This is a genomic window from Kribbella solani, assembly GCF_014205295.1.
Classification (GTDB): Bacteria; Actinomycetota; Actinomycetes; order Propionibacteriales; family Kribbellaceae; genus Kribbella; species Kribbella solani.
On record NZ_JACHNF010000001.1, the window covers coordinates 3,250,926 to 3,274,113 of the forward strand.

The window sequence follows — 23,188 nt, forward strand, 5'->3', positions numbered from 1 at the left end:
TGCCGTGGATCCGGGCTACTCGTCGACCTCGATCCGGATCGCCTCGCGGCGGTTGTCGCGCGCCGACTTCGCCAGGCTGACCACCGTGGTGACGAACAGCGTGCCGACGATGAACCCGAGCGACGTCAGGATGCCGATGTGCGGCAGGTGGATCGCGCCGATGTCGTCGATGTGCGAACCGTGCAGCGCCTCGATGATCAGCTTGACGCCGATGAACGCCAGAATCACCGACAGGCCGACGTTCAGGTAGACGATCCGCTCCAGCAGTCCACCGATCAGGAAGTACAGCTGCCGAAGACCCATCAGCGCGAACGCGTTCGCGGTCAGCACGATGTACGCGTCCTGGGTGAGCCCGAAGATCGCCGGGATCGAGTCGAGCGCGAAGATCACGTTCGCCATCCCGATCGCGCCGATCACGATCACCAGCGGCGTCAGCATCCGGCGCCCGTCGACCCGCGTGGTCAGGTTCGCGCCGTCGTAGTCGTGGGTCAGCGGAAGCACGCGGCGCATCAACCGCAGCCCCGCGTTCTCCTGGAAGTCGGCCTCGTCGTTCTCACCCTCGAGGACGAGCCGCACCGCCGTGTACACGAGGAACGCCCCGAAGATGTAGAACACCCAGCTGGCCGCCGAGATCGCCGCCGCCCCGGCCAGGATGAACACCGCGCGGAGCAGCATCGACACCACGATACCGATGTACAGCACCTTGTCCTGGGCCAGCGACGGCACGGCGAACCGCGCCATGATGATCACGAACACGAACAGGTTGTCGACGCTCAGGCTGTACTCGGTGATGTACCCGGCAACGAACTCGCTCCCGGTCTGTCCCGGACTGAACAGGAACAACCCGACCGCGAACAGCCCCGCGAGCCCGACGTAGAACAGCACCCAGCGGGTCGCGTCCTTGATCGTCACGGTGTGGTTCCGGCGCGCGATCACGACCAGATCGAACGCGACGATCGCGAGCAACCCGACGATCGTGAGCACCCAGACAACTGGGGACATGACGGAAACCATGACAAACCTCCGGACGTCGGCGTACCGCTGCGTGGTCCGGAGGTCTCTTCCACCCCGACTGATCCGCGTACGCGCCCAGCCCGGGCCGGCAGCACCGGTTCGGCCGCCCAGGCCTCCCGTGATGACGACACTGCCACCTGCAACCGCCACCCGAAGGCACGGCCCAGAGGAATACTCCCCTCCTGAAACGCGCCAAGTGTATCCGCTCCCAATAGGACCGCCCACCCAACCCGCTCCACCAGATCGTATACCGCATACAGCCTCCAACACCAGAGGCGATCGACGGACACCCGCACCTCACCACCGCCCCACGTACGAGCCCCCACGTGCTCCGCGGGCCTCAGGGTCCTTCGTCTGGGCGGATTGAGACGGCGTCTTCAGGGAGGAGTTCGGCTAGCAGGGTTTGTACGCGGTGGGCTATTTCGTCGCGGATCGGGCGTACTGCTGCCAGGTCTTGGCCGGCTGGGTCGGTGAGTTGCCAGTCCAGGTAGCGCTTGCCGGGGTAGTACGGGCATTCGTCGCCGCAGCCCATCGTGATCACGACGTCGGCGGCGCGTACGGCATCATCCGTCAGTGGTTTCGGGAACTCCTTCGAGATGTCCAGTCCGAGCTCGGCCATCGCCTCGACGACGGCGGGGTTGAGGTGTTCGGCGGGCTGGGAACCGGCCGACCGCACCACCACGCGACCGGCGCCGTGATGGTCAAGCAGGGCGGCCGCCATCTGGGAGCGGCCGGCGTTGTGGATGCAGACGAACAGCACCTCAGGGACAGCGTCCGACATCAGTTCTCCCGGGGTAGTAGCGGCGCCTCGCCCACAACGCGACATACACGAGCGCGACCAGGACAGGTACTTCGATGAGCGGCCCGACGACGCCGGCGAGGGCTTGCCCCGAGGTCACCCCGTACGTACCGATCGCGACGGCAATCGCCAGTTCGAAGTTGTTGCCCGCGGCGGTGAACGCGAGCGTCGCGGTTTTGGCGTACCCGAGGCGGAGGCGGTGCCCAAGCGCGAACGAGCCGCCGAACATGAGCACAAAGTACGCCAGCAGCGGCAACGCGATCCGTACGGCATCGAGCGGTGCACTGGTGATGGCATCGCCTTGCAGCGCGAAGAGCATGACGATGGTGAACAGCAGCCCGTACAGGGCGACCGGGCCGATCTTGGGCAGGAAGCGATCTTCGTACCAGGAACGTCCCCTGGTCTTTTCGCCGATGGTTCGGGTCAGGTACCCGGCGACGAGCGGGATGCCCAGGAACACCACGACGCTGAGCGCGATCGCGCCGATCGAGAACGCCGCGCCGGCGGTCTGAAGGCCTAGCCAGCCGGGCAGTGTCTGCAGGTAGAACCAGCCCAGCGCGGCGAAGGCGACGATCTGGAACACGGAGTTGATGGCGACCAGAACGGCCGCGGCTTCGCGATCGCCACAGGACAGGTCGTTCCAGATCAGCACCATCGCGATGCAGCGCGCCAGGCCGACAATGACCAGACCGGTGCGGTACTCCGGCAGATCCGGAAGCAACAGCCAGGCGAGAGTGAACATCAGCGCCGGCCCGATGATCCAGTTGAGTACCAGCGAGGCGGCGAGCAACCGGCGATCTCCAGTCACACGGCCGGTTTCCGTGTAGCGGACCTTGGCCAGCACCGGGTACATCATCAGCAGCAACCCGATGGCGATCGGCAGACTGACCGAGCCGACCTTGACCGCGTCGAGCGCGTCGTCGAGCCCAGGCACCACCCGCCCAAGCAGCAGCCCGATCGCCATCGCGGCCACGATCCACACGGCCAGGTACCGGTCGAGAAACGACAACCGCCGAACCACCGCTCCGGCCACAACACGGTCGGTGGTGGTCATGTGACAGCGTTCTCCGGTACGGACAGGAGCTCGGAGATCCACTTCAGTCGTTGCGGGATCGGCCAGTAGTACACCCAGGTGCCGCGGCGCTCGCAGTCGACCAAGCCGGCCTCGCGCAGTACGCGGAGGTGGTGGGAAATCGTCGGCCCGGACACCTCGAAATGCGGGGTGATGTCGCAGACGCATACTTGTTCGCCGGCCGACGCGATGATCGACATCAGCCGCAGCCGGATCGGGTCGGACAGCGCCTTGAACACGGCCGCGCCCTCGCCCGCGGCCTGGGGGTCCAGCGCCGCGACCGAGATGGGCGTACAGCACCCGCCACCGCGCTGGATTTGCACCGACTGTTTCGACATGCGTCTATCTTGACTTCCATCGAATCAGGATGCAAGGTGGGGATCGCTGATTAGATGAACTTCTACATAGCGGAGTCGATCATGAGCGAGCACGACGACACGTCGGTGGTGGGCGCAGGTCCGGTCGAGTACGGCGGTGCGACGGTGGTGGGCACGGGTCCGGTTGCCGGCAGTGCGCCGGTGGTGGTTGTTGGGGCAGGGCCGGTTGGACTGGCGGCGGGGGCGCAGTTGGCTGAGCGGGGTGTGGAGTTCGTTGTACTGGAGTCTGGCCCTTCGGTGGCGTCGGCGATCGAGGAGTGGCGGCACGTACGGCTGTTCAGCCCGTGGCGCTACGACATCGACGCGGCAGCCCGGCGACTGCTGGAGGCCGCCGGCGGCTGGACCGAACCGGACCTGGCCGCACTGCCGACCGGTGGCGAGCTGATCGACGCCTATCTGGAGCCGCTTACCAAGACACCGCAACTGTCGGGACGGGTCCGCTACAACTCCACTGTCACGGCGGTGACCCGACTGGGGTTCGATCGCGTACGAACAACAGGCCGCGAGACCGCGCCGTTCTTGGTCCGGCTAGCCGATGGCTCCGAGCTCCTGGCCAGTGCAGTTGTCGACGCGAGCGGCACCTGGCGGCGCCCCAACGTACTGGGTGGTTCCGGCATCCCCGCACGAGGTGAGACCGACCCGCACGTGGCCGCGCGACTAGTACGGGCCCTTCCGGATGCACTGGGGCGTGACAGGGAGCGGTTCGCTGGACGCCGTACCGCGGTGGTTGGTGCTGGTCACTCGGCAGCGACCACTCTGCTGGAGCTGGGCGAGCTGGTTGAACAGCACCCTGGCACGGAGGTGCTGTGGGTAGTACGCGGCAACAACCAGGCACGTACGTACGGTGGCGGCGACTCTGACGAACTACCGGCCCGTGGCGCACTGGGAACCCGCTTGAAGCACCTTGTGCAGTCCGGTCGCGTCGAACTGGTCAGCAACTTCCGCACCGAGTCCATCGAACTAGCAGATCCCGTTGCCCCCGCCGGGCAGTCCGCTGGGACCGGGCGGCTTGTGTTGGTTGATGGGGAGCGGCGGGTGGTTGTTGACGCGGTGGTGAACTCGACCGGGTTCCGGCCCGACCACGACATGGTCAGCGAACTGCGTCTGGACCTGGACCCGATCCTGGGATCGACCCGGGAGCTAGCACCGCTCATCGACCCGAACAAGCACTCGTGCGGCACCGTACCCCCGCACGGCGTCGACCAGCTGGCGCATCCCGAACCCGGGTACTACGCCATCGGCGCGAAGTCGTACGGCCGAGCCCCGACCTTCCTGCTGGCCACCGGCTACGAGCAGGCCCGCTCGGTCGCCGCCGCACTGGCCGGCGACTGGGAGGCGGCCCGCGACGTCCACCTCATCCTCCCCGAAACCGGCGTCTGCTCCTCCAACCTCGCCTACAGTCCCCCTCACGCCAACCCCGCGTCCACCAACGCCACGTCCGGCACCACCAACGCCGTGGGCCGCACCTCCGCCGACGCCATGGGCCAGACCTCCAGCGACGCGGCCGCTGGCTGCTGCAGGCCAGCACCACAGACCATCGAACTCACCACCCGCCTCACCCACTGACCACACCAAGGCGGCCGGCGTCCGTGGGCGGTCGCTTGTGTACCTAAGGACAGGTAGTCGTGGGTCGCGGCCTAGTGCACCTGAGCGTGGGGATGGCTTTGCGTACGGTGTCTCGCCGGTGTACTACCTGTCGTTCGGCACGGCCTGACGCCGGATGCCCGAGATCCAACTCAAATGAGACATTTATGTCTCAATTGAGGTAGACTTGTCTCATGGCGATGGATCGGGAGCAGGTTCTGCGGGATGCGGCGGGGCTGTTGATGCGGAAGTCGGGGGCCACGCTGGATGAGGTGGCGCGGGCGGCTGGGATCAGTCGGGCGACGTTGAATCGGCACTTTGCCGGGCGGGAGGCGCTGGTTCGGGCGCTGGAGGACCTGGGGATCGCCGAGTGTGAGGGTGCGCTGGCGAAGGCGCAGATCGAGGGTGGTTCGGCGGCGAACGCGGTGCGCCGGATGGTTCGGGAGCTGGAGCCGTCGGCGGGGCTGCTCGCGTTTCTTTACACCGAGAACCAGCTGTTCGAGGGCGACGAGCAGAACGAGGGCTGGGCGCGGCTGGACGCGGATCTGGTCGCGTTGTTCCGGCGTGGGCAGGAGGCCGGGGAGTTCCGGCTGGAGCTCAGTCCGGTCTGGATGGCCGAGGCGCTGTGCGGGCTCGTGGTCTCCGGCGCCTGGGCCGTATCCGAGGGCCGGCTGGCCCGTAACGACTTCACCCCCATGATCGCCGAGCTCCTGCTCGGTGGGGCCGTACGGAGAGACAGATGACGCAACAAACCACCCCCGACAACTCCAGCCCACGCCACACCGCCCCCGGCAACACCGGTCACCAGGACACCCGTACGAACAGCGGTGGCGCGGGCGGCAGCGGGGCGGGCAGCAGCACCGTCGCGCGGCCGGGGCGTTGGCTTGCGTTGGCGGTTCTGGTCCTGGCGGTGTTGCTGATCGCGGTTGACTCGACCGTGCTGGGCTTGGCGACCCCGTTCCTGACCGAGGACCTGAAGCCGTCAGGCACGCAGTTGCTGTGGATCGGTGACGCGTACTCGTTCGTTCTTGCGGGTCTGCTCGTGTCAATGGGCAGTCTCGGTGACCGGATCGGGCGGAAGCGGATTCTGCTGATCGGTGCGACCGCGTTCGGCGCGGTTTCCGTACTGAACGCGTACGCGACCTCCGCCGAGCTGATGATCGCGGCCCGGGCGCTGCTCGGTGTCGCCGGCGCGACGCTGATGCCCGCGACCCTCGCGCTGATCCGGAACATCTTCCACGACGCGCGCGAGCGCAGTCTCGCGATCGGTATCTGGGGCGCCGCCGCGTCAGCCGGCATGGCGGTCGGGCCGATCGTCGGTGGCGTACTACTGGAGCACTTCTGGTGGGGTTCGGTCTTCCTGATCAACCTGCCCGTGATGGCGGTGCTGGTCGTCGTCGGCGCCAAACTGCTCCCCGAGTCGCGCAACCCGAACCCTGGCCCATGGGACCTGCTCAGCGTCGTACTGTCGATGGTCGGCATGATCGGAGTGGTCTACGCGATCAAGGAGTTCGCCGCGCACGGCTTCGGGTGGGTCGCACTGGTTGCCGGTGTGATCGGCGCATTCGGACTGTACGGTTTTGTACGCCGCCAGCTGCGGATGCCGGTCCCACTGCTCGACCTGACGTTGTTCCGCAGCCGTGGGTTCAGCAGTGCGGTCACGGCTGACCTGCTGACGCTGCTCGGTCTGTCCGGGCTGATCTTCTTCCTCTCGCAGTACCTTCAACTCGTACAGGGGCGCGGGCCAATGGAGGCTGGTCTGGCTGAGCTGCCCGCGGCGGTCGGTTCGGTCGTGGCCGGGTTGCTCGCTGGGCGTGCGGCGCGGCGGTTCTCTGTACGCGCCGTGGTGGCCGGCGGCTTGGCGGCTATTGGTCTTGCGCTGGCTGCGTTGACAACGGTCAGCGCAACTACTGGGTACCCGTTGCTCGGTGCGGCGTTGCTGTTGGTCGGTGCGGGTGCTGGGTTCTCGTTCACTGTTACCGCGGACGTGATCCTGACTGCCGTACCGCAAGAGCAAGCAGGTGCGGCGAGTGCGGTGTCCGAGACGGCGTACGAGCTCGGCGCGGCGCTCGGCATCGCGCTGCTCGGGTCGATCGTGACGGGGATCTACCGCAACTTCCCCAGCCCTGCCGGTACGCCGGCTGGAGCACATGAGTCGCTGGGTGGTGCGGTCGAGGCCGCTGCCCAGCTTCCGCCTGAGGCGGGGGCGGCGCTACTCGACGCGGCTCGGCAGTCGTTCGCGAGCGGAGTGGCCACCGCGGCCGGTGTCGGTGCTGTCGTATTGTTGACAACCGCCGTCGCCACCTGGTTCCTGCTCCGCGGCCAAACCCTCAGCGACGACACGGCACCCGAGCACTGACCCACCGATCCATCAGCTGCCCCGGGCCCCACCCGCCCGGGGCGGCCGCACGACCACCGGACGCGCGAGCATCACCCGCGGCGCGAGTACCTCGCGCCGCCCGCCGCGCGAACACAAGGCAAAAAGTTTCCATTTCTTGCCTGAGCTCTGGGAGATTTCGCCGAATCGGAGTACAAACGAATTCTGTAGGTCTTACCGCCCCTAGGCCTAGGAGGAATTTGTCATGGCCGGTATCAATGCCGAAGCCTCATGGTTCTGTTGTGGGAACGCATGGGGACCCTGCGCAAGCACCGGAAAAGGTGCCTGCGGAACGTGCAACTCCGGGAACTTCCAGCACGCGTGGCCGAACACCTCGGACGCGTGCTACGCCATCACCCACCCGGACACCTGCGGGATCACCGGGATGACCCGGCGTACCTGCGGGTTCAAGCACGCCACGACCAACCTGTGCAACGGAAAACGGGTGGTCACGTCGATCGCGGACTGTGGTCCGCAGACCGACCTGTTCTGCGGTGAACGCGCCTGCTGTGGCGGGACGTGCGCCGCCAACCGGGTGATCGACCTGACTCCGGCCGCGTTCTCCGCGATCGCGAGCCTGAGCAACGGCCTGATCCCCGCTTCGATCGACGTCGGCTGAGAGGAGAGCTGAGATGACCACCACGATGAACCGCCGTTCCCTGCTCTCCCGGGCCGCCCTCGGCGCGACCGGTCTGGTCGCCGCCACCGCGATGGGTTCGCTCGCGCCCGAGACCGCGTTCGCCGCCGGTCTGCAGTACCCGGACGCCGGCCAGCCGGACCCGAACTTCGCCGAAGGCCTGATCACCGGCCGGAACCAGGATCTCCTGCGGGTCAAGGGATCTGACGGCCGGATGCACCGGATTCAGCTCACCGGCGTGACCAGCGTCTGGAAGTTGCGTCCGACAACGATCGACCAGGCGAAGATCGGCGACGGGCTGTACGCGCGCGGCGTACTGATGCCGGATGGGATCCTTGCCGCCGAAGCGGTCTGGATCAACATCGTCAACCTGACCGTCGGCATCACGTCGATCGGCCGCGGCAGCGTGCAGCTCGATCACCACGGTCAGCGAGTCGTCGGGCATGTGCAGTCCGGCTTCACCGCGGCCGCGTACAACGGAACGCCCGCGGTCACGGACCTGTCGATGCTCAAAGTCGGCCGGCACGCCCAGGTGATCGGTGCCTGGCGCCCGGGTACGAACGAGATCGACATCGCGACCATCTACACCTCGAACTGACATGGGTGCCGGACAAGTCGCGGCCGCACAGCCGCTGCTGATCGGGTTGCTCCTGCTCTGGTCGTCGTACGGGAAGTTCGCCGATCCCCAGCAGGCGGAGCGTACGGCGCTCCCCCGGCTGGTCGGTGAGTCGCGCGCGACCGGAGCGTACCGAGCCGTCGCGGGGATCGAGGCATTGGTTGCCCTGGCCCTCCTATTTCCACCGGTCTGGACAGTCGAGGCATTCGCCGCGGTGCTGCTGGCGGCCGGGTTCACCGGATTCCTGGTGTACTCGAAGATCGTCGTGCCGGAAGCGTCTTGCGGTTGCATGAAGGCGTCCGCGAAACCCGTTGGTGGCCGTGCGATCGCGCGCGCTTCGTTGCTACTGGCAACAGCCATGGCAGCAGTACCGGCAACGACCGGCTGGTGGTCGGCAGGGCCTGGACTGGTGGTACTTGTCGTCGAAGCGGCAGCCTTCATGATGCTGTCCGCCGAGCTCGACCGGTACTGGCTGCTCCCGCTCCGGAGGTTCCGGATCGGGCTCAGCCACCCACTGGCCGGTACGGCATCCAGCACCGCACCGCTCGCCGCGACCCAACGGCGAGTACTGCTCAGCCCGGCGTACCGCGCGGTCGACGGGCTGCTGCGCTCCGATATCCACGACTACTGGGACGACGAGGACTGGCGCTACCTGAGTTACGTCGCCCGGTACGACGGCCGCGCGGCAACCGCCGTGTTCGCCGTCCCGCACCGCAACACCACGCCGGAGTCGATCCGGGTCGCCGTCGTCGACGAGACGTCGGGACTGACCCTCTACCGGCCGGCGGTGCTCGCCACCGTTTGACGGCCTGGATCTCCAGGCCTTCGCAATCGAAGATCCGCCGCCTCCGCCACGCTCACCGTGGCGGGGGCGGTGGCATTGTGTTGCGCGCAGCTCCGGGACCCATTGACAGACGATTCAATCATTAGGAAGCTTTCCTAATAGTTAGTCCCCTGCCCCGCCCCGGAATTCCAGGAGACCCCATGAGACCCCGTCCGCTCGCGGCGGTGACCGCGTTCGCACTCGCCGCGGTCACCCTCAGCGCCGTACCACCCGCAACCGCTGTACCACCCGCAACCGGCGCATCACCCGCAACCGCCGTGGCCACGGACTACCAGGCCGAGGACGCGACCATCTCCCAAGGAGTGGTCGAGTCGAACCACGCCGGCTACACCGGCAGCGGCTTCGTCAACTACGACAACGTCGCCGGCGGGTACGTCGAATGGACGGTGACCGCCCCGGCCGGTCCGGCCGACGTCGCGTTGCGGTACGCGAACGGTACCGCCGCGACCCGGCCGATCGACTTCACCGTCAACGGCCAACCGGGTGCGGTCGGCATCACGTTCCCGGGTACCGGCGCGTGGACGACGTGGAAGAGCAAGACCGTACGCCTGCAACTCGTTGCCGGTACCAACAAGATCCGCGCCCGCGCGACCAGCGCCGACGGCGGACCGAACGCCGACAAACTGACCGTCACCCCGACCAGCGACGACACCACACCGCCTTCCGCGCCAGGCAATCTGACCGTCAGCGACCTCAAGTCGAACGCCGCCACCTTCCACTGGACCGCCGCCGCCGACAACCTCGGCGTGGTCCGGTACGAGATCAACCGCGGCGGCAACGTACTGAAAGTTGTCGACGGCAACGCTCTCTCCGCGACCGTCGACAGCTTGACCGCGAACACCTCGTACGACATCTCGGTCGGCGCATTCGATGCCGCGGGCAACGCTTCGCAACAGAGCAATGTGGTCACGTTCACCACCCCGGGCAGCGGCGACACGACACCGCCGGCCGTACCCGGAAACCTGCGTTCGACCGGCACGACCGCGAACTCGGTTTCCCTTGCCTGGAACGCGTCCACCGACAACAGCGGCAGCATCGCCGGGTACGACGTGTACCAAGGTTCCGCGAAGGTCGCGTCGACCGGTTCGCTGACCACGACCGTCACCGGGCTGACCGCGAACACCGAGTACACGTTCACCGTCAAGGCCCGTGATCCCGACGGCAATGCATCCGCGGCCAGTAACGCGGTCACGGTACGTACGTCGACCGGAGGCACCGGTGGTATACCGGCGTACGACAAGGACATCGCGAAGGTCGATCTCGGTTGGAGCGTCGCGTTCTTGCCGGACGGATCCGCACTGGTCACCGAGCGGGACCGGTTCGAGGTACTACGGGTGACGGCGAGCGGCCAGAAGACGACGCTCGGGAAGGTGCCGGGCGTCGTCACGACGAGCGGCGAGGGCGGACTGCTCGGGATCGCACTCTCCCCGACTTTCGCGACCGATCATTGGGTGTACCTGTATCACACGGCCGCCAACGACAACCGGATCGTGCGGATGAAGTACGAGAACGGTCAACTCGCGACCACCTCGTCACCAGTACTCACCGGGCTGGCGAAGAACCGGTATCACAACGGTGGACGGATCGCCTTCGGGCCGGACGGGAAGTTGTACGCGACCGTCGGCGACGCGAAGAACTCGGGCAACGCGCAGAACAAGAGCTCGCTCAACGGCAAGATCCTGCGGCTGAACCCGGACGGTACGCCGCCGAGCGACAACCCGTTCTACGGCAGCGGCGGAAACGCCCGGTACGTGTGGAGCTGGGGTCATCGCAACCCGCAAGGGCTGGCGTGGGACTCGCGCGGTCAGTTGTGGGCGGCCGAGTTCGGCGAGAGCAGTCAGGACGAGCTGAACCTGATCCAGAAGGGCGGCAACTACGGCTGGCCGGCGTGTGAAGGCACGATCGGCGACTGTGCCGGGTACATCGCGCCGAAACGTACTTGGCCGACCGCGCAGGCCGGGCCGAGTGGGATCGAGATCGTCAACGACTGGATCTACATCGCCGGTGTCACGGGCGAACAGCTTTGGGTGACGAAGATCAACTCGGCCGGGACTGGCGTGGGCACCCCGCAGGCGGTTTTCTCGGGGCGGTGGGGGCGGCTGCGGAGCGTCACCCGTACGCCTGATGGTGGGCTCTGGTTGACGTCCACCAACAACGACAAGAACGGTGGAACCCCACGCACGATAGACAATGTGATCGTGCGGCTGAGGTTCTCGTAGTGGAACCCCGAGCACGATGGACAATGTGATCGTGCGGCTGAGGTTCTCCTGATCAGGGAAGTAGGAGGGTTTTGCCGAGGGCCTGGCGGTTTTGGATGGTGGTGTGGGCTGCCGCGGCCTCGGCCAGCGGAAACGTCTGACCGATCGTGGGAGTGAGCTTGCCGCGTGCCAGTTCGTCGAGGGCGCGGCGGGTGAGCTCCCGCGACTCGGCCGGGTCCGGGCGGAAGATGCCGACCGTGGTGACGTCGTCCCGGTCCGGCGCGGTGAAGTCGCCGCTGGCCGCGCCGTACCCGAGGAACCGCCCGCCGGACCTGGTCGCCGCGTACGCCGCCTGCCCGATCGCCCCACCGGCACCGTCGAACACCACATCGACCTCGCTGAGCTCATCCGCCCAGCCAGGCAGCGAATAGTCGACGACACGATCCGCGCCAAGCTCCTCGGCGTACCGCAGCTTGCGCTCACCGCGTGCGGCCGCGATCACCGTCGCACCGGTTGCCGACAGCAACGGAATCAACCAGCCGCCGAGACTACCCGCGGCGGCCGTCACCAGCACCCGGTCGCCTGCCTCGACCTGCCCTTGGGTCAGCTGCTCCAACGCGGTCGCGCCGTCATGCAATGCCGCCAGCGCGATCTTGAGATCGAGCCCATCAGGCACCGGAAACACCTCGTCGACCGGTACGACGGCTTGCTCGGCGTAACCACCACCGGCGTACGTGCCGACGCCGCCGGTGCCGGCGATCACCCGTCGGCCGACAAGTGGATTGTCGACAACCTCGCCGACCGCGCGCACCACTCCGGCCACGCCGGCGCCTGGTACGAAGGGCAGGTCGAGCTTGAAGTACTCCTGCCCCCACCCGGCCCGAATCTGCGTGTCGAGGAACAACACCTCCGCGGCCGCGACGTCGATCACCACCTCGCCGGCGCCCGCCTCGCCCGGCGGCACCTCTGCCACCTCAAGCACCTCCGGCCCACCGAACCGCTCCACCCGTACAACCCGCACCACGAACCTCCTCAGTCGGTCAGGTCTCCGAGGCTAGAACCTGAACAATTGTTGAGGTCAAGCGTGGTGGAGCTGGAACTGCCCGCATTCCGGGTGTACGGCGGCCGCGTGCTGCACCGCCTGGTCGAGGGGGATGTCGTACGTGCGCAGGAAGTACAGATTGTTGACAAAGGCGAGCGCGGCGCTGCCGTCCGGGTAGTCGATCGGCGCGACGTACGCCGCGGTGCCTGCTGAACGGAACGCGTCCGGGAGGTCGCCGGCGCCGGTGCGGCAGCCGAGGTTGATGACTGTCTTTCCGTCCAGGTGGGCGTGGTCGCGGACCTCGGCGGGCGTGATCGGCGGCTCGTCCGGGACCAGGATGCCGCGGTCGTCGCCGTGGCAGGACAGGATCACGTCGTTGTCGGTCGGGATCTCGCCGGCCAGCAGTTTGAGCAGCTCGGCGCGGGAGCCGACCCAGTGGGTGGTGGTGCGGTAGTTGAAGCCTTCGAGGGTGGCGCGTACGGCGGACGCTTCGAGGGCGTCGCCGACCGCGACGATGGTGAGGTTTTGTTTCGCCACGTAGGGGACTGTGTGCATCTAGGGCCTGCCGAAGTCGGCGTACACCGGGATGCCGGTGGTCAGCGCCCGCTCGGCCAAGGCGAGGCGACGGGCCATGGACGGGCGCAGCCGCGGCGTGGCTTCGGCCAGCGTGAGGAAATGACAGGCCCGGACCTCGGCCGGATCGAGGCTGAGCACGTGATGAGGCGCGCGGGGGTCGGTGCGGGTGAGGCGGGTGGGGTCGGTGTGGGTGAGGTCGGCGCGGGTGGGGTCGGTGTGGGTGAGGTCGGCGCGGGTGGGGTCGGTGTGGGTGAGGTCGGCGCGGGTGGGGTCGGTGTGGGTGAGGTCGGCGCGGGTGGGGTCGGTGTGGGTGAGGTCGGCGCGGGTGGGGTCGGTGTGGGTGAGGTCGGCGCGGGTGGGGTCGGTGTGGGTGAGGTCGGTGTGGGTGGGGTCGGTGTGGGTTTCGGGGTCGAGGGTGCCGCCGTCGAAGATGAAGGCGAGGGCGTCCGGCCACGGGCCGGCGGCCGGAATCCAGTCGACGACAAGCAGCGGGCCGATCTCCAGTTCGAGGCCGATCTCTTCCTTCACCTCCCGCCGGCACGCCTCGTACGGCGACTCGTTCTCCTCCACGATCCCACCCGGGATGTCCAGCGTCGGTTTGTACGTCGGCTCAAGAAAGAGAATCCGCCCACCCCCATCCCGGATCAGCGCACCACCCGCGGCCGTCTTCCGCGGCAACCGCCCCGCGATCCCCGGATTGAACTCCACCTCCGGCTCCCCCTCAGCCGCCACATCATCCTGTCGGTTCACGCCCCTAGTCTCATACACCAAGGAACGGAGCCCGCCTGCCCTCGCCGTCCCGGAGGTTCAGGTCAGGGTGTGGGTCATCCAGATCGAGTTGCCGCGTGCGGGGTCTTCGGTGACTCGGTCGCTGCGTTCGAAACCTAGCTTTTCCAGCACTCGGAAGGACGGGGCGTTCCATTCGCGTACGGTCGCCCACAACCGCCTCCGGCCCGTACCGGCCGCTGCTTCGACGATCGCGCGGGCGGCCTCGGTCGCGTACCCGTGGCCGTGCGCGCGGCGCGGCAGCTCGTACGCGATCTCGGGCTCGTCGAAGGTCGCCTGCCCGACGGTCAGTCCGCAGTACCCGAGGAACTCGCCGGTCGACCGCAGCTCGATCGGCAGCAGGCCGAGGCCGGGCGCGGCGCTCAACGGGTTCTCGATCAGCCAGCCGCGCATTTCGTCCACCGTCGGCCGCCCGTCGGCGCCGATCCGGCGCAGCGCCCGCGGGTCCCGCTCGAGCCACAGCCCGCGGTACTCCGCCGCGTCCGCCGGCCGCCACGGGCGCAGCCGCAACCGTTCGGTTTCGAGCTCGGTGGGCAGATCGGCGTACATGCACGTCACTGTAGCCGCCGGGATCGATCAGTTTTCAAGAAGCGTCCGGCGGCCGCGGATTCCTAAGGTAGGAGGTGTTCAGCCAAGACCACCGAGAAAGGGCACTTCGATGGCCACCAAGAAGAAGTCGTACGACGGGTTCACCGAGGCCGAGCGGGACGCGATGAAGGAGCGCGCGAAGGAGCTGAAGAGCACCGAGGACCCGGCCGAGGCGCAGCGCGCGAAGATCGCCACCATGGCCGACGCGGACCGGGTGATCGCGGAGCGCCTGAGCGAACTGATCGCCGAGATCGCCCCGGAGCTGACGCCGAAACTCTGGTACGGCATGCCCGGCTGGGTGAAGAACGGGAAGAACGTCTGCTTCTTCCAGGACGCGGCGAAGTTCAAGGCCCGGTACGCGACCCTCGGTTTCAGTGACAAGGCGCTGCTGGACGACGGCGAGATGTGGCCGACCTCGTACGCGCTGCTCAAGCTGACGCCCGCGATCGAGAAGAAGATCGTTGCCCTGGTCAAGAAAGCTGCCGGCTGATCGAGCGGGCGCGGACGCGTACCCGGCGACCCTCGGCGCTGAACAGGCTGAGCACCTCGACCGGCCCGTTGCCGGTGGAACCGAACCAGTGCGGATGCCGGGTATCGAACTCGGCCGCGTCGCCCGGGCGGAGCACGAGATCCTCACCACCCAGAAGCAACCGGAGCCGACCGCTGAGGACATAGAGCCACTCCGAGCCAGGGTGCGTACGCAGGAACGCGTCGGACTCACTACCCGCGATCGTGAGCTTCGTCGCCTCGTTCGCGGACCGACCCGAACTCAACACCAGAAAGCTCCGGCGACCCGCACCTCCGGCTCCGGCTCCAGGCCGGGCTCCGGCTCCAGGCCGGGCTCCGGCTCCAGGCCGGGCTCCGGCTCCAGGCCGGGCTCCGGCTTCAGGTGCGGCGAGGGTGTCTCGGCTAGGGTCAGCGAGCTGGCGGGGTGCGGCGATGATGGTGTCGAGCGGGATCGCGAGCGCGGCCGCGAGCTGGAGCAGTAGGTCGAGAGTCGGGCGGCGTTTGCCTGATTCCAGCCGGGACAGTGTGCTGGTGGAGATCCCGGTCGCGCGGCTGAGGGCGGCCAGCGAGAGGTCCTTCTGCTCGCGGATACGGCGCAACCGCGGACCGAGTCGGTCGAGCGTGGCATCGATGGCGTTCCGCACGTTCTGCATGCTCTGGACGTTCTGCATAACTTCAGCAGATCCCGGCCGTCCCACTCTCGGCAACGAAACTTGCTGATCCAGCACACCGACGCCGACCGTTGCCGTATGCGAACCGAAGAACCGCCATCCCCCACAGGCATCTCCCCCGGCACCGCACGCGCAGGTGCAGCCGCCGGCCCAGAGCAGTCGCGCGGAGAAGAGTCCCACGCGGAACAGCCGCGCGAAGGAGGGTCGCGCGCGGAACAGTCGCGTGCGGCTCGTACGGCCGGGCGGCTTCCGTTCGGCGTGTATCTGCTGGGGTTCAGCTTGTTCGCGATGGGATCCTCGGAGTTCCTGCTCGCCGGGGTACTGCCCGCGGTCGCGGCCGGGCTGCGGGTCGATCTCGCGACGGTGGGTGGGCTGATCACCGCGTTCGCGATCGGTGTGGTGATCGGCGGACCACCCTTCGCGGTCATCAGCCTGCGCTGGCCCCGGCGCACGGCGCTGGTACTCACCCAGCTTGTCTTCGCGGCCTGTATCGCGGTCGGTCTGCTCATCTCCACGTACCCGGCGCTGCTCATCACGCGCTTCCTCGCCGGTCTCGCGTACGCCGGGTTCTTCGCGGTCGCTGCCGTCACCGCGGTGAGTCTGGTACCAGCTGATCGTGCTGCCCGTGCATCCGGCGTCGTGGTCAGCGGACTCAGCCTCGCGATGATCCTCGGCGGGCCGGCCGGGACCGCCCTCGGCTACCGCACCGGGTGGCAGAGCGGTTTCTGGCTGGTCGTCACCCTCACTGTCCTGGCGGCCGGCGCGCTGACCGTCGCGATGCCCCGTCCTCAGTCAGGAATCACATCAGCAGCTACAGATGTCCGTGGCGAGTTGCGTACGCTCCGGCGGCCGCGGTTGTGGACTGTTCTGGTGATCACCTTGCTCACGACCGCTTCGTACATGATCACCTTTAGTTACCTGTCGGAACTGCTCACCCACACGACCGGCATCCCGGCTGGCTGGACCGCCGCCGTGCTGGTGCTCTTCGGCGTCGGCGCCTACCTCGGCCTGGCGATCGGCGGCCGGATCGCCGACCGCCGTCCGCATCTGGCGCTGACTACCGGCGCCCTCGGCATCCTCATCACGTCGGCGTTGATCGCTACCCTCGCCCATCACGCGGCCGCCGTCGTACCCCTGGTCTTTCTCCTCGGCGTCGCCGGGTTCATCCTCAACCCTGCCATCTACGGCCGCATCTTTACTCTCGCCCCGACGGCCCCGACCCTGGCCGGCGCCACCGCGGTCTCGGCTTTCCAGCTAGGCATCAGCTTCGTCCCCGCCCTGGCCGCCCTCGCCCTCCACCTCGGCGCCCCCATCACCACAATCCCCTGGCTAGGCACCCTCCTGGCCACCCTCACCCTCCCCTTCATCCTCCTCGACCACACCACCCACACCCACTGACAGATGCGGTGCGGGGTACGACCCCCTCCCTCCCTTCCTCTTCCTCGACCGCACCACCGCACCCACTGACGGAGGCAGGGCTGGGGTACGACCCTCCATCCCTTCCTCTTCCTCGACCGCACCACCGCACCCACTGACGGAGGCAGGGCTGGGGTACGTGGCAAGATCGTTGGGTGCAGATTGGGATGCTGGGGCCGTTCGAAGTGCGTGGGGTCGACGGGGGTGTTGTCGACGTGCCGGGGGCGCGGTTGCGCGGGTTGTTGATCGCGCTGGCGCTCGAGCCGGGCCGGGTGGTGCCCAAGGCGACCCTGGTGGACTGGATCTGGGGTGAACAGCCGCCGGCGGATGCCGCGAATGCCTTGCAGCGGCTGGTTTCGCGGCTGCGGAAAGTGCTGCCGGTCGAAGGCCACACGGACGGGTACAAATTGCAGGTCGAGCCGGACGCGGTGGATGCGGTTCGCTTCGAGCGACTGGTGGCGCGGGCGCGAACCGATCAGGACCCGCAGGCCGTACGGTTCCTGAGGGAAGCACTCGAACTGTGGCGCGGCGCCGCGATGCAGGATGTCGGACTCACGGAGAGCGGCGCTTTCGACGCCGCGGTCACCCGCTTGGACGGTCTGCGACTGACCGCGATGGAGGACCGGTACGACGCGGAGATCACGCTCGGCCACGGCGCGGACCTCGTCACCGAGTTGACCGATCTCGTCCAGGCACATCCCGTACGCGAACGCCTCGTCGCCGCCTTGATGCGCTCACTGGTCGCATCAGGTCGCGACACCGAAGCGCTCCGCGTGTACGAACGTACCCGCGAGACCCTCGCCGACGAGCTCGGCGTCGACCCCTCTCCCGAACTGTCGGCGCTGCACGTCGCGCTGCTCCGCGGTGAGTTGGTGCGCCGCGAGGAGAAGCGAAACACCAACCTGCGCGAGGAATTGACCACGTACGTCGGCAAGGACGCCGACATCACCGCCGTACGCGAACTCATCGGCGACCACCGCCTGACCACGCTGATCGGTCCGGGCGGTTCGGGCAAGACGCGGCTGTCCGCGGAGACCGCGCGGACGCTGCTCGCCGATCTTCCCGACGGTGCCTGGATGGTCGAGCTCGCGGCCATCCACCCGGACGGCGACGTCGCCCAGGCAACGCTGAGCGCGCTCGCGCTCCGGGACGCGCTGCTCGGCGAGGCGCCGGACGCCGACCCGACGGACCGGGTGATCGCCGCGGTCCGGGAACGCGCGATGCTGCTGATCCTTGACAACTGCGAGCACGTGATCGAGTCCGCGGCGACCTTCGCGCATCGCGTACTCGGCGAGTGCCCGCGATTGCGCATCCTGGCGACCAGTCGTGAACCGCTCGGTATCACCGGCGAAGCGCTGTGGCCGGTCGCACCGCTGGTCCTGCCGCGGGAGACGGCCGATCCGGCCGAGATCGACGCGTCACCGGCGGTCCGGCTGCTGACGGACCGCGCCACCGCCGTACGCAAGGACCTCGTGATCGATCCGCGAACGCTGGCCCGGATCTGCCGCGCGCTCGACGGGATGCCGCTCGCGATCGAGCTCGCCGCGGCCCGGTTGCGCACGATGTCTCTCGAACAGCTCGCGAACCGGCTCGACGACCGCTTCCGGCTGCTGACCAGCGGCAGCCGGACGGCGCTCCCCCGCCATCGCACGCTCCGCGCGGTGATCGACTGGAGCTGGGAGCTGCTCTCGGACGCCGAGCGGTCCGTACTGCGCCGGTTGTCGGTGTTCTCCGGCGGCGCGAGCCTGGAAGCGGCCGAAGAGGTCTGCGCGGGCGGCTCGGTCGAGTCGTGGGAGATGCTCGATCTGCTGACCGCGCTGACCGAGAAGTCTCTGGTGGTGACCAAGGACGAGGGCGCGCCCCGGTACCGGATGCTCGGCACGATCAAGGAGTACGCCCAGCAGCGGCTCGACGAAGCGAACGAGTCGGAGTCGGCGCGGCGTACGCATGTCGCGTACTTCACCGAGCTGACCCAGACCGCGGACCCGCACCTGCGGCGCGCGGAGCAGCTGGAATGGCTCGCCATGCTCGAGCCGGAACACGACAACATCGCCGCCGCGATGCGGTGGGCGCTCGGCGCCGGCGACGGTGAGCTCGCAATGCGGCTCGGGGCGGCGGCCGGCTGGTACTGGTGGTTCGCCGGCCACAAGGTCGAGGGCAACGAGTTCCTGATGGCGGCGCCGGACGTGCCCGGCGAGGTGCCGGACGAGGTCCTGGCCGTCGTGTACGCGTTCGTCACCGGCTTCATGACGTCGGGGCGCGGGCGCGACCAGACCAACGCCGAGGAGTGGATCCGGAAGTCCGCCGAGGTCAGCCGCCGGGTCAAGAACTCCCACCCGGCGGTGACGTTCTCGGAAGCACTCGAGCGGCTGCTGGCCGGGCCGAGCGCGTTCGTGTCGGCCTTCGAGCCGCTGCTGACCGACGACGACCCGTGGGTACGGGCGCTGGCGCGGCTGCAGACCGGGAAGATGCGGATCATGCTCGGCGACGGTGATCGGGAGGCGGATGCCGCGCTCGAAACCGCGCTGGCCGAGTTCCGGGCGATCGGTGAGCGGTGGGGTATCTCGTTCGCGCTGACCGAGCTGGCCGACCGGCTTGCTGTCCGGGGCGAGTTCGCCGCGGCCTCCGAGTACTACCGGCAGGCGGTCGAGGTCGCGACCGAGGTCGGCGCCGCCGAGGACACCGTCCGGCTGCTGTCCCGGCAGGCCCAGCTGTTCTGGCTGGCCGGCGACGAGGAGGCGAGCGCCGCGGCGATGGCGGACGCTCAGCGGCAGGCGGAACGCGTCGCCTGGCCGGAGGCGCTGGTCGAGCTCGCCCGGTCCAAGGCCGAGCTCGCACACTGGCGCGGCGATACCGACGAGGCGCGCCGCCAGCTGAGCCTCGCGATCACGCTGCTGGGCGCCGAGGCCGAGCGGGCGAACCTGCGGGCGATGCGGTTCGACCTGCTCGGGTACTTGACCGATGACGTCGACGAATCGTGGGAGCACCGCAGCGCCGCGGTTCAGGCGGTGAACGAAAGCCCGCATCCGCCGGGGATCGCGCAGGTGCTCGTCGGCGTGGCGGATCTGGCGGTACGGACCGAGCAGTACGAGCAGGCCGCCCGGCTGCTGGCCGCGAGCGCGACGATCCGCGGGCTGCCGGACCGGTCCAACCCGGACCTGACCCGGATCGAGGCCGAGACGCGCCGCCGCCTCGGTGACCCGAAGTTCACCGAGGCGACGGAAGAGGGACGGCAGGCGGACTGGCACGACCTGGTCGCGGTCACGCTCGCTTCTTGAACGTCGCGGTCGCCCAGACGTACCCGATGACCGCGATCCCGATCAGCCAGGCCAGCGCCGCGAGCAGGTCGCCGGTGGCGGCCGAACCGCTGAGCAGGCCGCGCAGGCTCTCGATGATCGGCGTGAACGGCTGGTACTCGGCGAACTGCTTGAGGCCCGGACCCATCTTGTCGGCCGGCACGATCGCGCTGCTGAAGAACGGCAGCATCACCAGCGGTACCGACGCCAGGCCGGCCGTCTCCGGGGACTTGGCCGCGAGGCCGAGCGCGACCGTCAGCCAGCCGGTGGCGAGACCGAGCAGGACGACCAGCCCGATCACGCCGAGCCACTCGACCGCGTTCGCCGACGGGTTGAAGCCGAGCGCGAACGCGACCCCGATGATCGCCGCGATCGCGATCAGGTTGGTCAGCAGGCTGGCGATCACGTGCCCGGTCAGGACCGCGCCGCGCGGTACGTCCATCACCTTGAACCGGTTGATGATGCCCTTGGTCATGTCGGAGTTCACCGAGGTCGCGACCGACCCGAGCCCGTAGCAGACCGCCAGCAGGAGCATGCCGGGCGTTGCGTAGTCGACGTACCGGACACCGACGCTGAACGCGTCGCCGAGCATGTAGACGAACATCAGCATCACCACGACCGGCATCAGCACGGCGTTGAACACCGAGGTGGGGTTGCGGGCGATGTGCTTGAAGTTGCGGCGCAGCATCACCATCGAGGGGTTCTTCATTTTGCTACTACCTCCGCGGTGTCGTGGCCGGTCAGGGCCAGGAAGACGTCATCGAGATCAGGGGTGTGGACGGAGAACTCGTCCGCGTCCAGGCCGGCCGCGTCGAGCCGGTCGAGCAGGGCGCGGACCGACTTGGTGCCGGCGTCGCTCGGCACCCGCAGGGTCAGCGCGTCGTCGTCGCGGGTCGAGCCGGGCAGGATCGCGGCGGCGGCGTCGAGCTCCTCGGCGGTGCCGAACCGGAACCGGACGTGGGTGCCCGGGATCTGCCGCTTCAGCTCGTCCGGGGTGCCCTGGGCAACCAATTGCCCGTTGTTCAGGACCGCGATCCGGTCGGCCAGTTCGTCGGCCTCGTCCAGGTACTGCGTGGTCAGGAAGATGGTGACGCCGTCGGCCACCAGTTCGCGGACGATTGTCCACATGGTTCGCCGGCTGCGCGGGTCCAGGCCGGTGGTCGGCTCGTCCAGGAAGATGATCCGCGGGTCGCCGACCAGCGTCATCGCCAGGTCGAGCTTGCGGCGCATTCCACCCGAGTACGTCGCCGTGTTCTTGTCGGCGGCCTCCACCAGGTCGAACCGTTCCAGCAGATTGTCGACAATCTGCTGGTCGCCAATCCGACTGGTCTTCGACCGGGCCGGGGTCAGGTCCACCATCAGCTGCAGGTTCTCCCGGCCGGTGAGCAGCTCGTCCACCGCGGCGAACTGGCCGGTGACCCCGATCGCGGACCGGACCGCCTTGGCCTCGGCCGCGACGTCGTGCCCGGCCACCCGGACCGTGCCGCCGTCGGCCTTCGTCAGCGTGGTGAGCACGTTGACGGTTGTCGTCTTGCCGGCCCCGTTCGGGCCGAGCAGGGAGAAGACGGTGCCCGCGGGGACCTCGAAGTCGATGCCGTCGAGCACGGTCTTGTCGCCGAATGTCTTGCGCAGTCCAGTGACCGCGATCGCCGAAGTTGTCATGTCATCACCTTCGGCGGAGGTCCTGACACCGGTCTGACACCGCGCCTACACCGTGTCAGGACCCATGTCCGCGCAGGTCAGGCCCAGGTGACGGTGCCGTGTCAGGGCACCTCAGCAGAGTGGTCCCCGTGACCGGGACAACCGGTCACGACACCGACCGCCCGTACCCGCGTCAGCCGGGTCACCACACCGGCGTCCCGTACCCGCGTCAGCCGGGTCACCACACCGGCGTCCCGTACCCGGGTCAGCCGGGTCACCCACCACCGATCGAGGAGCACCGAGATGACCACCTTCAGTACCCCCGCGCCGATCACCGCCGCCGTCGACATCATCTTCGGAGACATCACGATCAGCGCGGGCGACCGTACCGACACGGTGGTCGAGGTACGGCCGACCGACCCGGCCTGGGCGCTGGACGTGAAGGCCGCCGAACAGGTCGTGGTCGAATTCACCGACGGCAAGCTGCAGATCAAGCACCCGAAGCTGCGGACGGTGTTCACGAAGCGGTATGGCTCGGTGCGGATCGCCGTCCAGCTGCCGACCGGGTCGGACATCCAGGGCTACACCGCCAAAGGGGAGTACGTCGTCGAGGGCGAGGTCGGCGCCTGCGAACTGAAAACGGCGAACGGCGACATCCGAATCCACAAGGTCACCGGCGAACTGCGCGCCAAGTCAGCCACCGGCAACATCAGCGTGGACGTGGTCGCCACCACGGCGAAGGCCCGTACCGCCGCCGGAAACATCCGGGTCGGCGAGCTCGGCACCGGAACGGTCGACCTGTACACGCCGACCGGTGAGGTCCAGGTCGGCATCCCGGAAGACACGGCCGCGACCGTGGACGCGCAGACCTCGGTCGGCCGCGTCTTCAACGACCTCGAAGCCCCCGCCAACCCCACCCGCACGGTCACCCTCCGCGCCCGCACCCACGGCGGCAACATCACCCTCCACCGCGCCTGATGCCCACCTGCCCCCCACCCGATGCAGCGCGCACTCTCCCCTCCCCCCGACCTGACAACCCGCATCCGATGCCCCGCGCCTGATCTTCGGCAGCTCGACAGGAGGTGTTCGGCGCCGGCTAGTGCACCTGAGCGTGGCGGGCGCCGCGCGTACGGTGTCTCGCCGGTGC

General features: G+C 68.3%; 23 protein-coding genes. 11 read left to right on the plus strand and 12 right to left on the minus strand.

Translation table 11 applies throughout. The annotated features are described in order from the left end of the window. Positions 1-15: 15 nt before the first annotated feature. From HDA44_RS14515 to HDA44_RS14530, 4 genes are all read right to left on the minus strand, one after another. The gene (locus tag HDA44_RS14515; protein WP_184834661.1) at positions 16-1,002 is read right to left on the minus strand and encodes a TerC/Alx family metal homeostasis membrane protein; all 987 of its coding nucleotides are present in this window, start codon (positions 1,000-1,002) and stop codon (positions 16-18) included. A gap of 352 nt (positions 1,003-1,354) precedes the next feature. Then, entirely contained in the window at positions 1,355-1,795 is a 441-nt protein-coding gene (locus HDA44_RS14520) for an arsenate reductase ArsC (protein ID WP_184834663.1), read from the minus strand. Then, positions 1,776-2,867, minus strand: coding sequence for an ACR3 family arsenite efflux transporter (gene arsB, locus HDA44_RS14525; RefSeq protein WP_184834665.1), 1,092 nt, complete (start codon positions 2,865-2,867; stop codon positions 1,776-1,778). Before arsB ends, HDA44_RS14520 begins: the two co-directional genes overlap by 20 nt. After that, on the minus strand, positions 2,864-3,223 hold the full coding sequence (locus tag HDA44_RS14530) for an ArsR/SmtB family transcription factor (RefSeq protein ID WP_184834667.1): 360 nt from the start codon (positions 3,221-3,223) through the stop codon (positions 2,864-2,866). Before HDA44_RS14530 ends, arsB begins: the two co-directional genes overlap by 4 nt. Before the next feature lie 54 nt (positions 3,224-3,277). On the opposite strand from HDA44_RS14530, the gene HDA44_RS14535 reads away from it, so the two are divergent. The 7 genes from HDA44_RS14535 to HDA44_RS14565 all read left to right on the plus strand — a co-directional run bounded on the left by HDA44_RS14535 (position 3,278) and on the right by HDA44_RS14565 (position 11,539). Next, entirely contained in the window at positions 3,278-4,828 is a 1,551-nt protein-coding gene (locus HDA44_RS14535; RefSeq protein ID WP_238352446.1) for an NAD(P)-binding domain-containing protein, read from the plus strand. A gap of 212 nt (positions 4,829-5,040) precedes the next feature. After that, on the plus strand, positions 5,041-5,589 hold the full coding sequence (locus tag HDA44_RS14540; protein ID WP_184834670.1) for a TetR/AcrR family transcriptional regulator: 549 nt from the start codon (positions 5,041-5,043) through the stop codon (positions 5,587-5,589). Continuing rightward, on the plus strand, positions 5,586-7,205 hold the full coding sequence (locus HDA44_RS14545) for an MFS transporter (RefSeq protein ID WP_184834672.1): 1,620 nt from the start codon (positions 5,586-5,588) through the stop codon (positions 7,203-7,205). Before HDA44_RS14540 ends, HDA44_RS14545 begins: the two co-directional genes overlap by 4 nt. Before the next feature lie 403 nt (positions 7,206-7,608). Then, entirely contained in the window at positions 7,609-7,842 is a 234-nt protein-coding gene (locus HDA44_RS37220) for a septal ring lytic transglycosylase RlpA family protein (protein WP_238352447.1), read from the plus strand. Between the two features lie 13 nt (positions 7,843-7,855). Next, complete coding sequence (locus HDA44_RS14555; protein ID WP_184834676.1) at positions 7,856-8,458, plus strand: cell wall protein; 603 nt, start codon at positions 7,856-7,858, stop codon at positions 8,456-8,458. A 1-nt stretch (position 8,459) separates the two neighbouring features. Then, entirely contained in the window at positions 8,460-9,281 is an 822-nt protein-coding gene (locus HDA44_RS14560; protein WP_184834678.1) for a MauE/DoxX family redox-associated membrane protein, read from the plus strand. Between the two features lie 179 nt (positions 9,282-9,460). Then, positions 9,461-11,539 (plus strand): PQQ-dependent sugar dehydrogenase, encoded by a 2,079-nt coding sequence (locus HDA44_RS14565; protein ID WP_184834680.1) that lies wholly within the window; start codon positions 9,461-9,463, stop codon positions 11,537-11,539. A gap of 52 nt (positions 11,540-11,591) precedes the next feature. Here HDA44_RS14565 and HDA44_RS14570 read toward each other — a convergent pair whose 3' ends face one another. Genes HDA44_RS14570 through HDA44_RS14585 form a run of 4 tightly spaced genes read right to left on the minus strand, consistent with a single transcriptional unit; the run spans position 11,592 to position 14,471 of the window. Further along, positions 11,592-12,539, minus strand: a complete 948-nt coding sequence (locus tag HDA44_RS14570) for a zinc-binding dehydrogenase (protein WP_202887365.1) — start codon at positions 12,537-12,539, stop codon at positions 11,592-11,594. A gap of 57 nt (positions 12,540-12,596) precedes the next feature. Beyond that, the gene (locus HDA44_RS14575; RefSeq protein ID WP_184834682.1) at positions 12,597-13,097 is read right to left on the minus strand and encodes a hypothetical protein; all 501 of its coding nucleotides are present in this window, start codon (positions 13,095-13,097) and stop codon (positions 12,597-12,599) included. Positions 13,098-13,115: 18 nt separating this feature from the next. Next, positions 13,116-13,886 carry an NUDIX domain-containing protein gene (locus HDA44_RS36705; protein ID WP_202887366.1) on the minus strand — a complete coding sequence of 257 codons (771 nt, stop codon included), beginning with the start codon at positions 13,884-13,886 and terminating at the stop codon, positions 13,116-13,118. 57 nt (positions 13,887-13,943) lie between these two features. Beyond that, positions 13,944-14,471 carry a GNAT family N-acetyltransferase gene (locus tag HDA44_RS14585; protein WP_184834684.1) on the minus strand — a complete coding sequence of 176 codons (528 nt, stop codon included), beginning with the start codon at positions 14,469-14,471 and terminating at the stop codon, positions 13,944-13,946. Positions 14,472-14,580: 109 nt separating this feature from the next. Here HDA44_RS14585 and HDA44_RS14590 point away from each other — a divergent pair, with 109 nt between their 5' ends. Then, positions 14,581-15,000 carry an iron chaperone gene (locus HDA44_RS14590; RefSeq protein ID WP_184834685.1) on the plus strand — a complete coding sequence of 140 codons (420 nt, stop codon included), beginning with the start codon at positions 14,581-14,583 and terminating at the stop codon, positions 14,998-15,000. On the opposite strand, the gene HDA44_RS14595 is transcribed toward HDA44_RS14590, so the two are convergent. Continuing rightward, positions 14,981-15,688, minus strand: a complete 708-nt coding sequence (locus tag HDA44_RS14595; RefSeq protein ID WP_238352448.1) for a helix-turn-helix domain-containing protein — start codon at positions 15,686-15,688, stop codon at positions 14,981-14,983. The two genes, HDA44_RS14590 and HDA44_RS14595, sit on opposite strands and share 20 nt — an antisense overlap. 258 nt (positions 15,689-15,946) lie before the next feature. On the opposite strand from HDA44_RS14595, the gene HDA44_RS14600 reads away from it, so the two are divergent. Both HDA44_RS14600 and HDA44_RS14605 read left to right on the plus strand, forming a co-directional pair. Then, a complete protein-coding gene (locus tag HDA44_RS14600; RefSeq protein ID WP_337906819.1) occupies positions 15,947-17,086 on the plus strand; it encodes an MFS transporter in 1,140 nt (379 codons plus the stop codon). A gap of 173 nt (positions 17,087-17,259) precedes the next feature. Next, positions 17,260-20,382, plus strand: a complete 3,123-nt coding sequence (locus HDA44_RS14605; protein ID WP_184834688.1) for a BTAD domain-containing putative transcriptional regulator — start codon at positions 17,260-17,262, stop codon at positions 20,380-20,382. Here the strand turns inward: HDA44_RS14605 and HDA44_RS14610 are convergent. From HDA44_RS14610 to HDA44_RS14620, 3 genes are all read right to left on the minus strand, one after another. Beyond that, on the minus strand, positions 20,366-21,109 hold the full coding sequence (locus HDA44_RS14610) for an ABC transporter permease (protein ID WP_184834690.1): 744 nt from the start codon (positions 21,107-21,109) through the stop codon (positions 20,366-20,368). The two genes, HDA44_RS14605 and HDA44_RS14610, sit on opposite strands and share 17 nt — an antisense overlap. Continuing rightward, complete coding sequence (locus tag HDA44_RS14615; protein WP_184834692.1) at positions 21,106-22,062, minus strand: ATP-binding cassette domain-containing protein; 957 nt, start codon at positions 22,060-22,062, stop codon at positions 21,106-21,108. The genes HDA44_RS14610 and HDA44_RS14615 overlap by 4 nt, the downstream gene beginning before the upstream one ends. A gap of 101 nt (positions 22,063-22,163) precedes the next feature. Then, the gene (locus HDA44_RS14620) at positions 22,164-22,340 is read right to left on the minus strand and encodes a hypothetical protein (protein WP_184834694.1); all 177 of its coding nucleotides are present in this window, start codon (positions 22,338-22,340) and stop codon (positions 22,164-22,166) included. 4 nt (positions 22,341-22,344) lie between these two features. On the opposite strand from HDA44_RS14620, the gene HDA44_RS14625 reads away from it, so the two are divergent. Then, positions 22,345-23,019 (plus strand): DUF4097 family beta strand repeat-containing protein, encoded by a 675-nt coding sequence (locus HDA44_RS14625; protein WP_184834697.1) that lies wholly within the window; start codon positions 22,345-22,347, stop codon positions 23,017-23,019. The last annotated feature ends 169 nt before the right edge of the window (positions 23,020-23,188 follow it).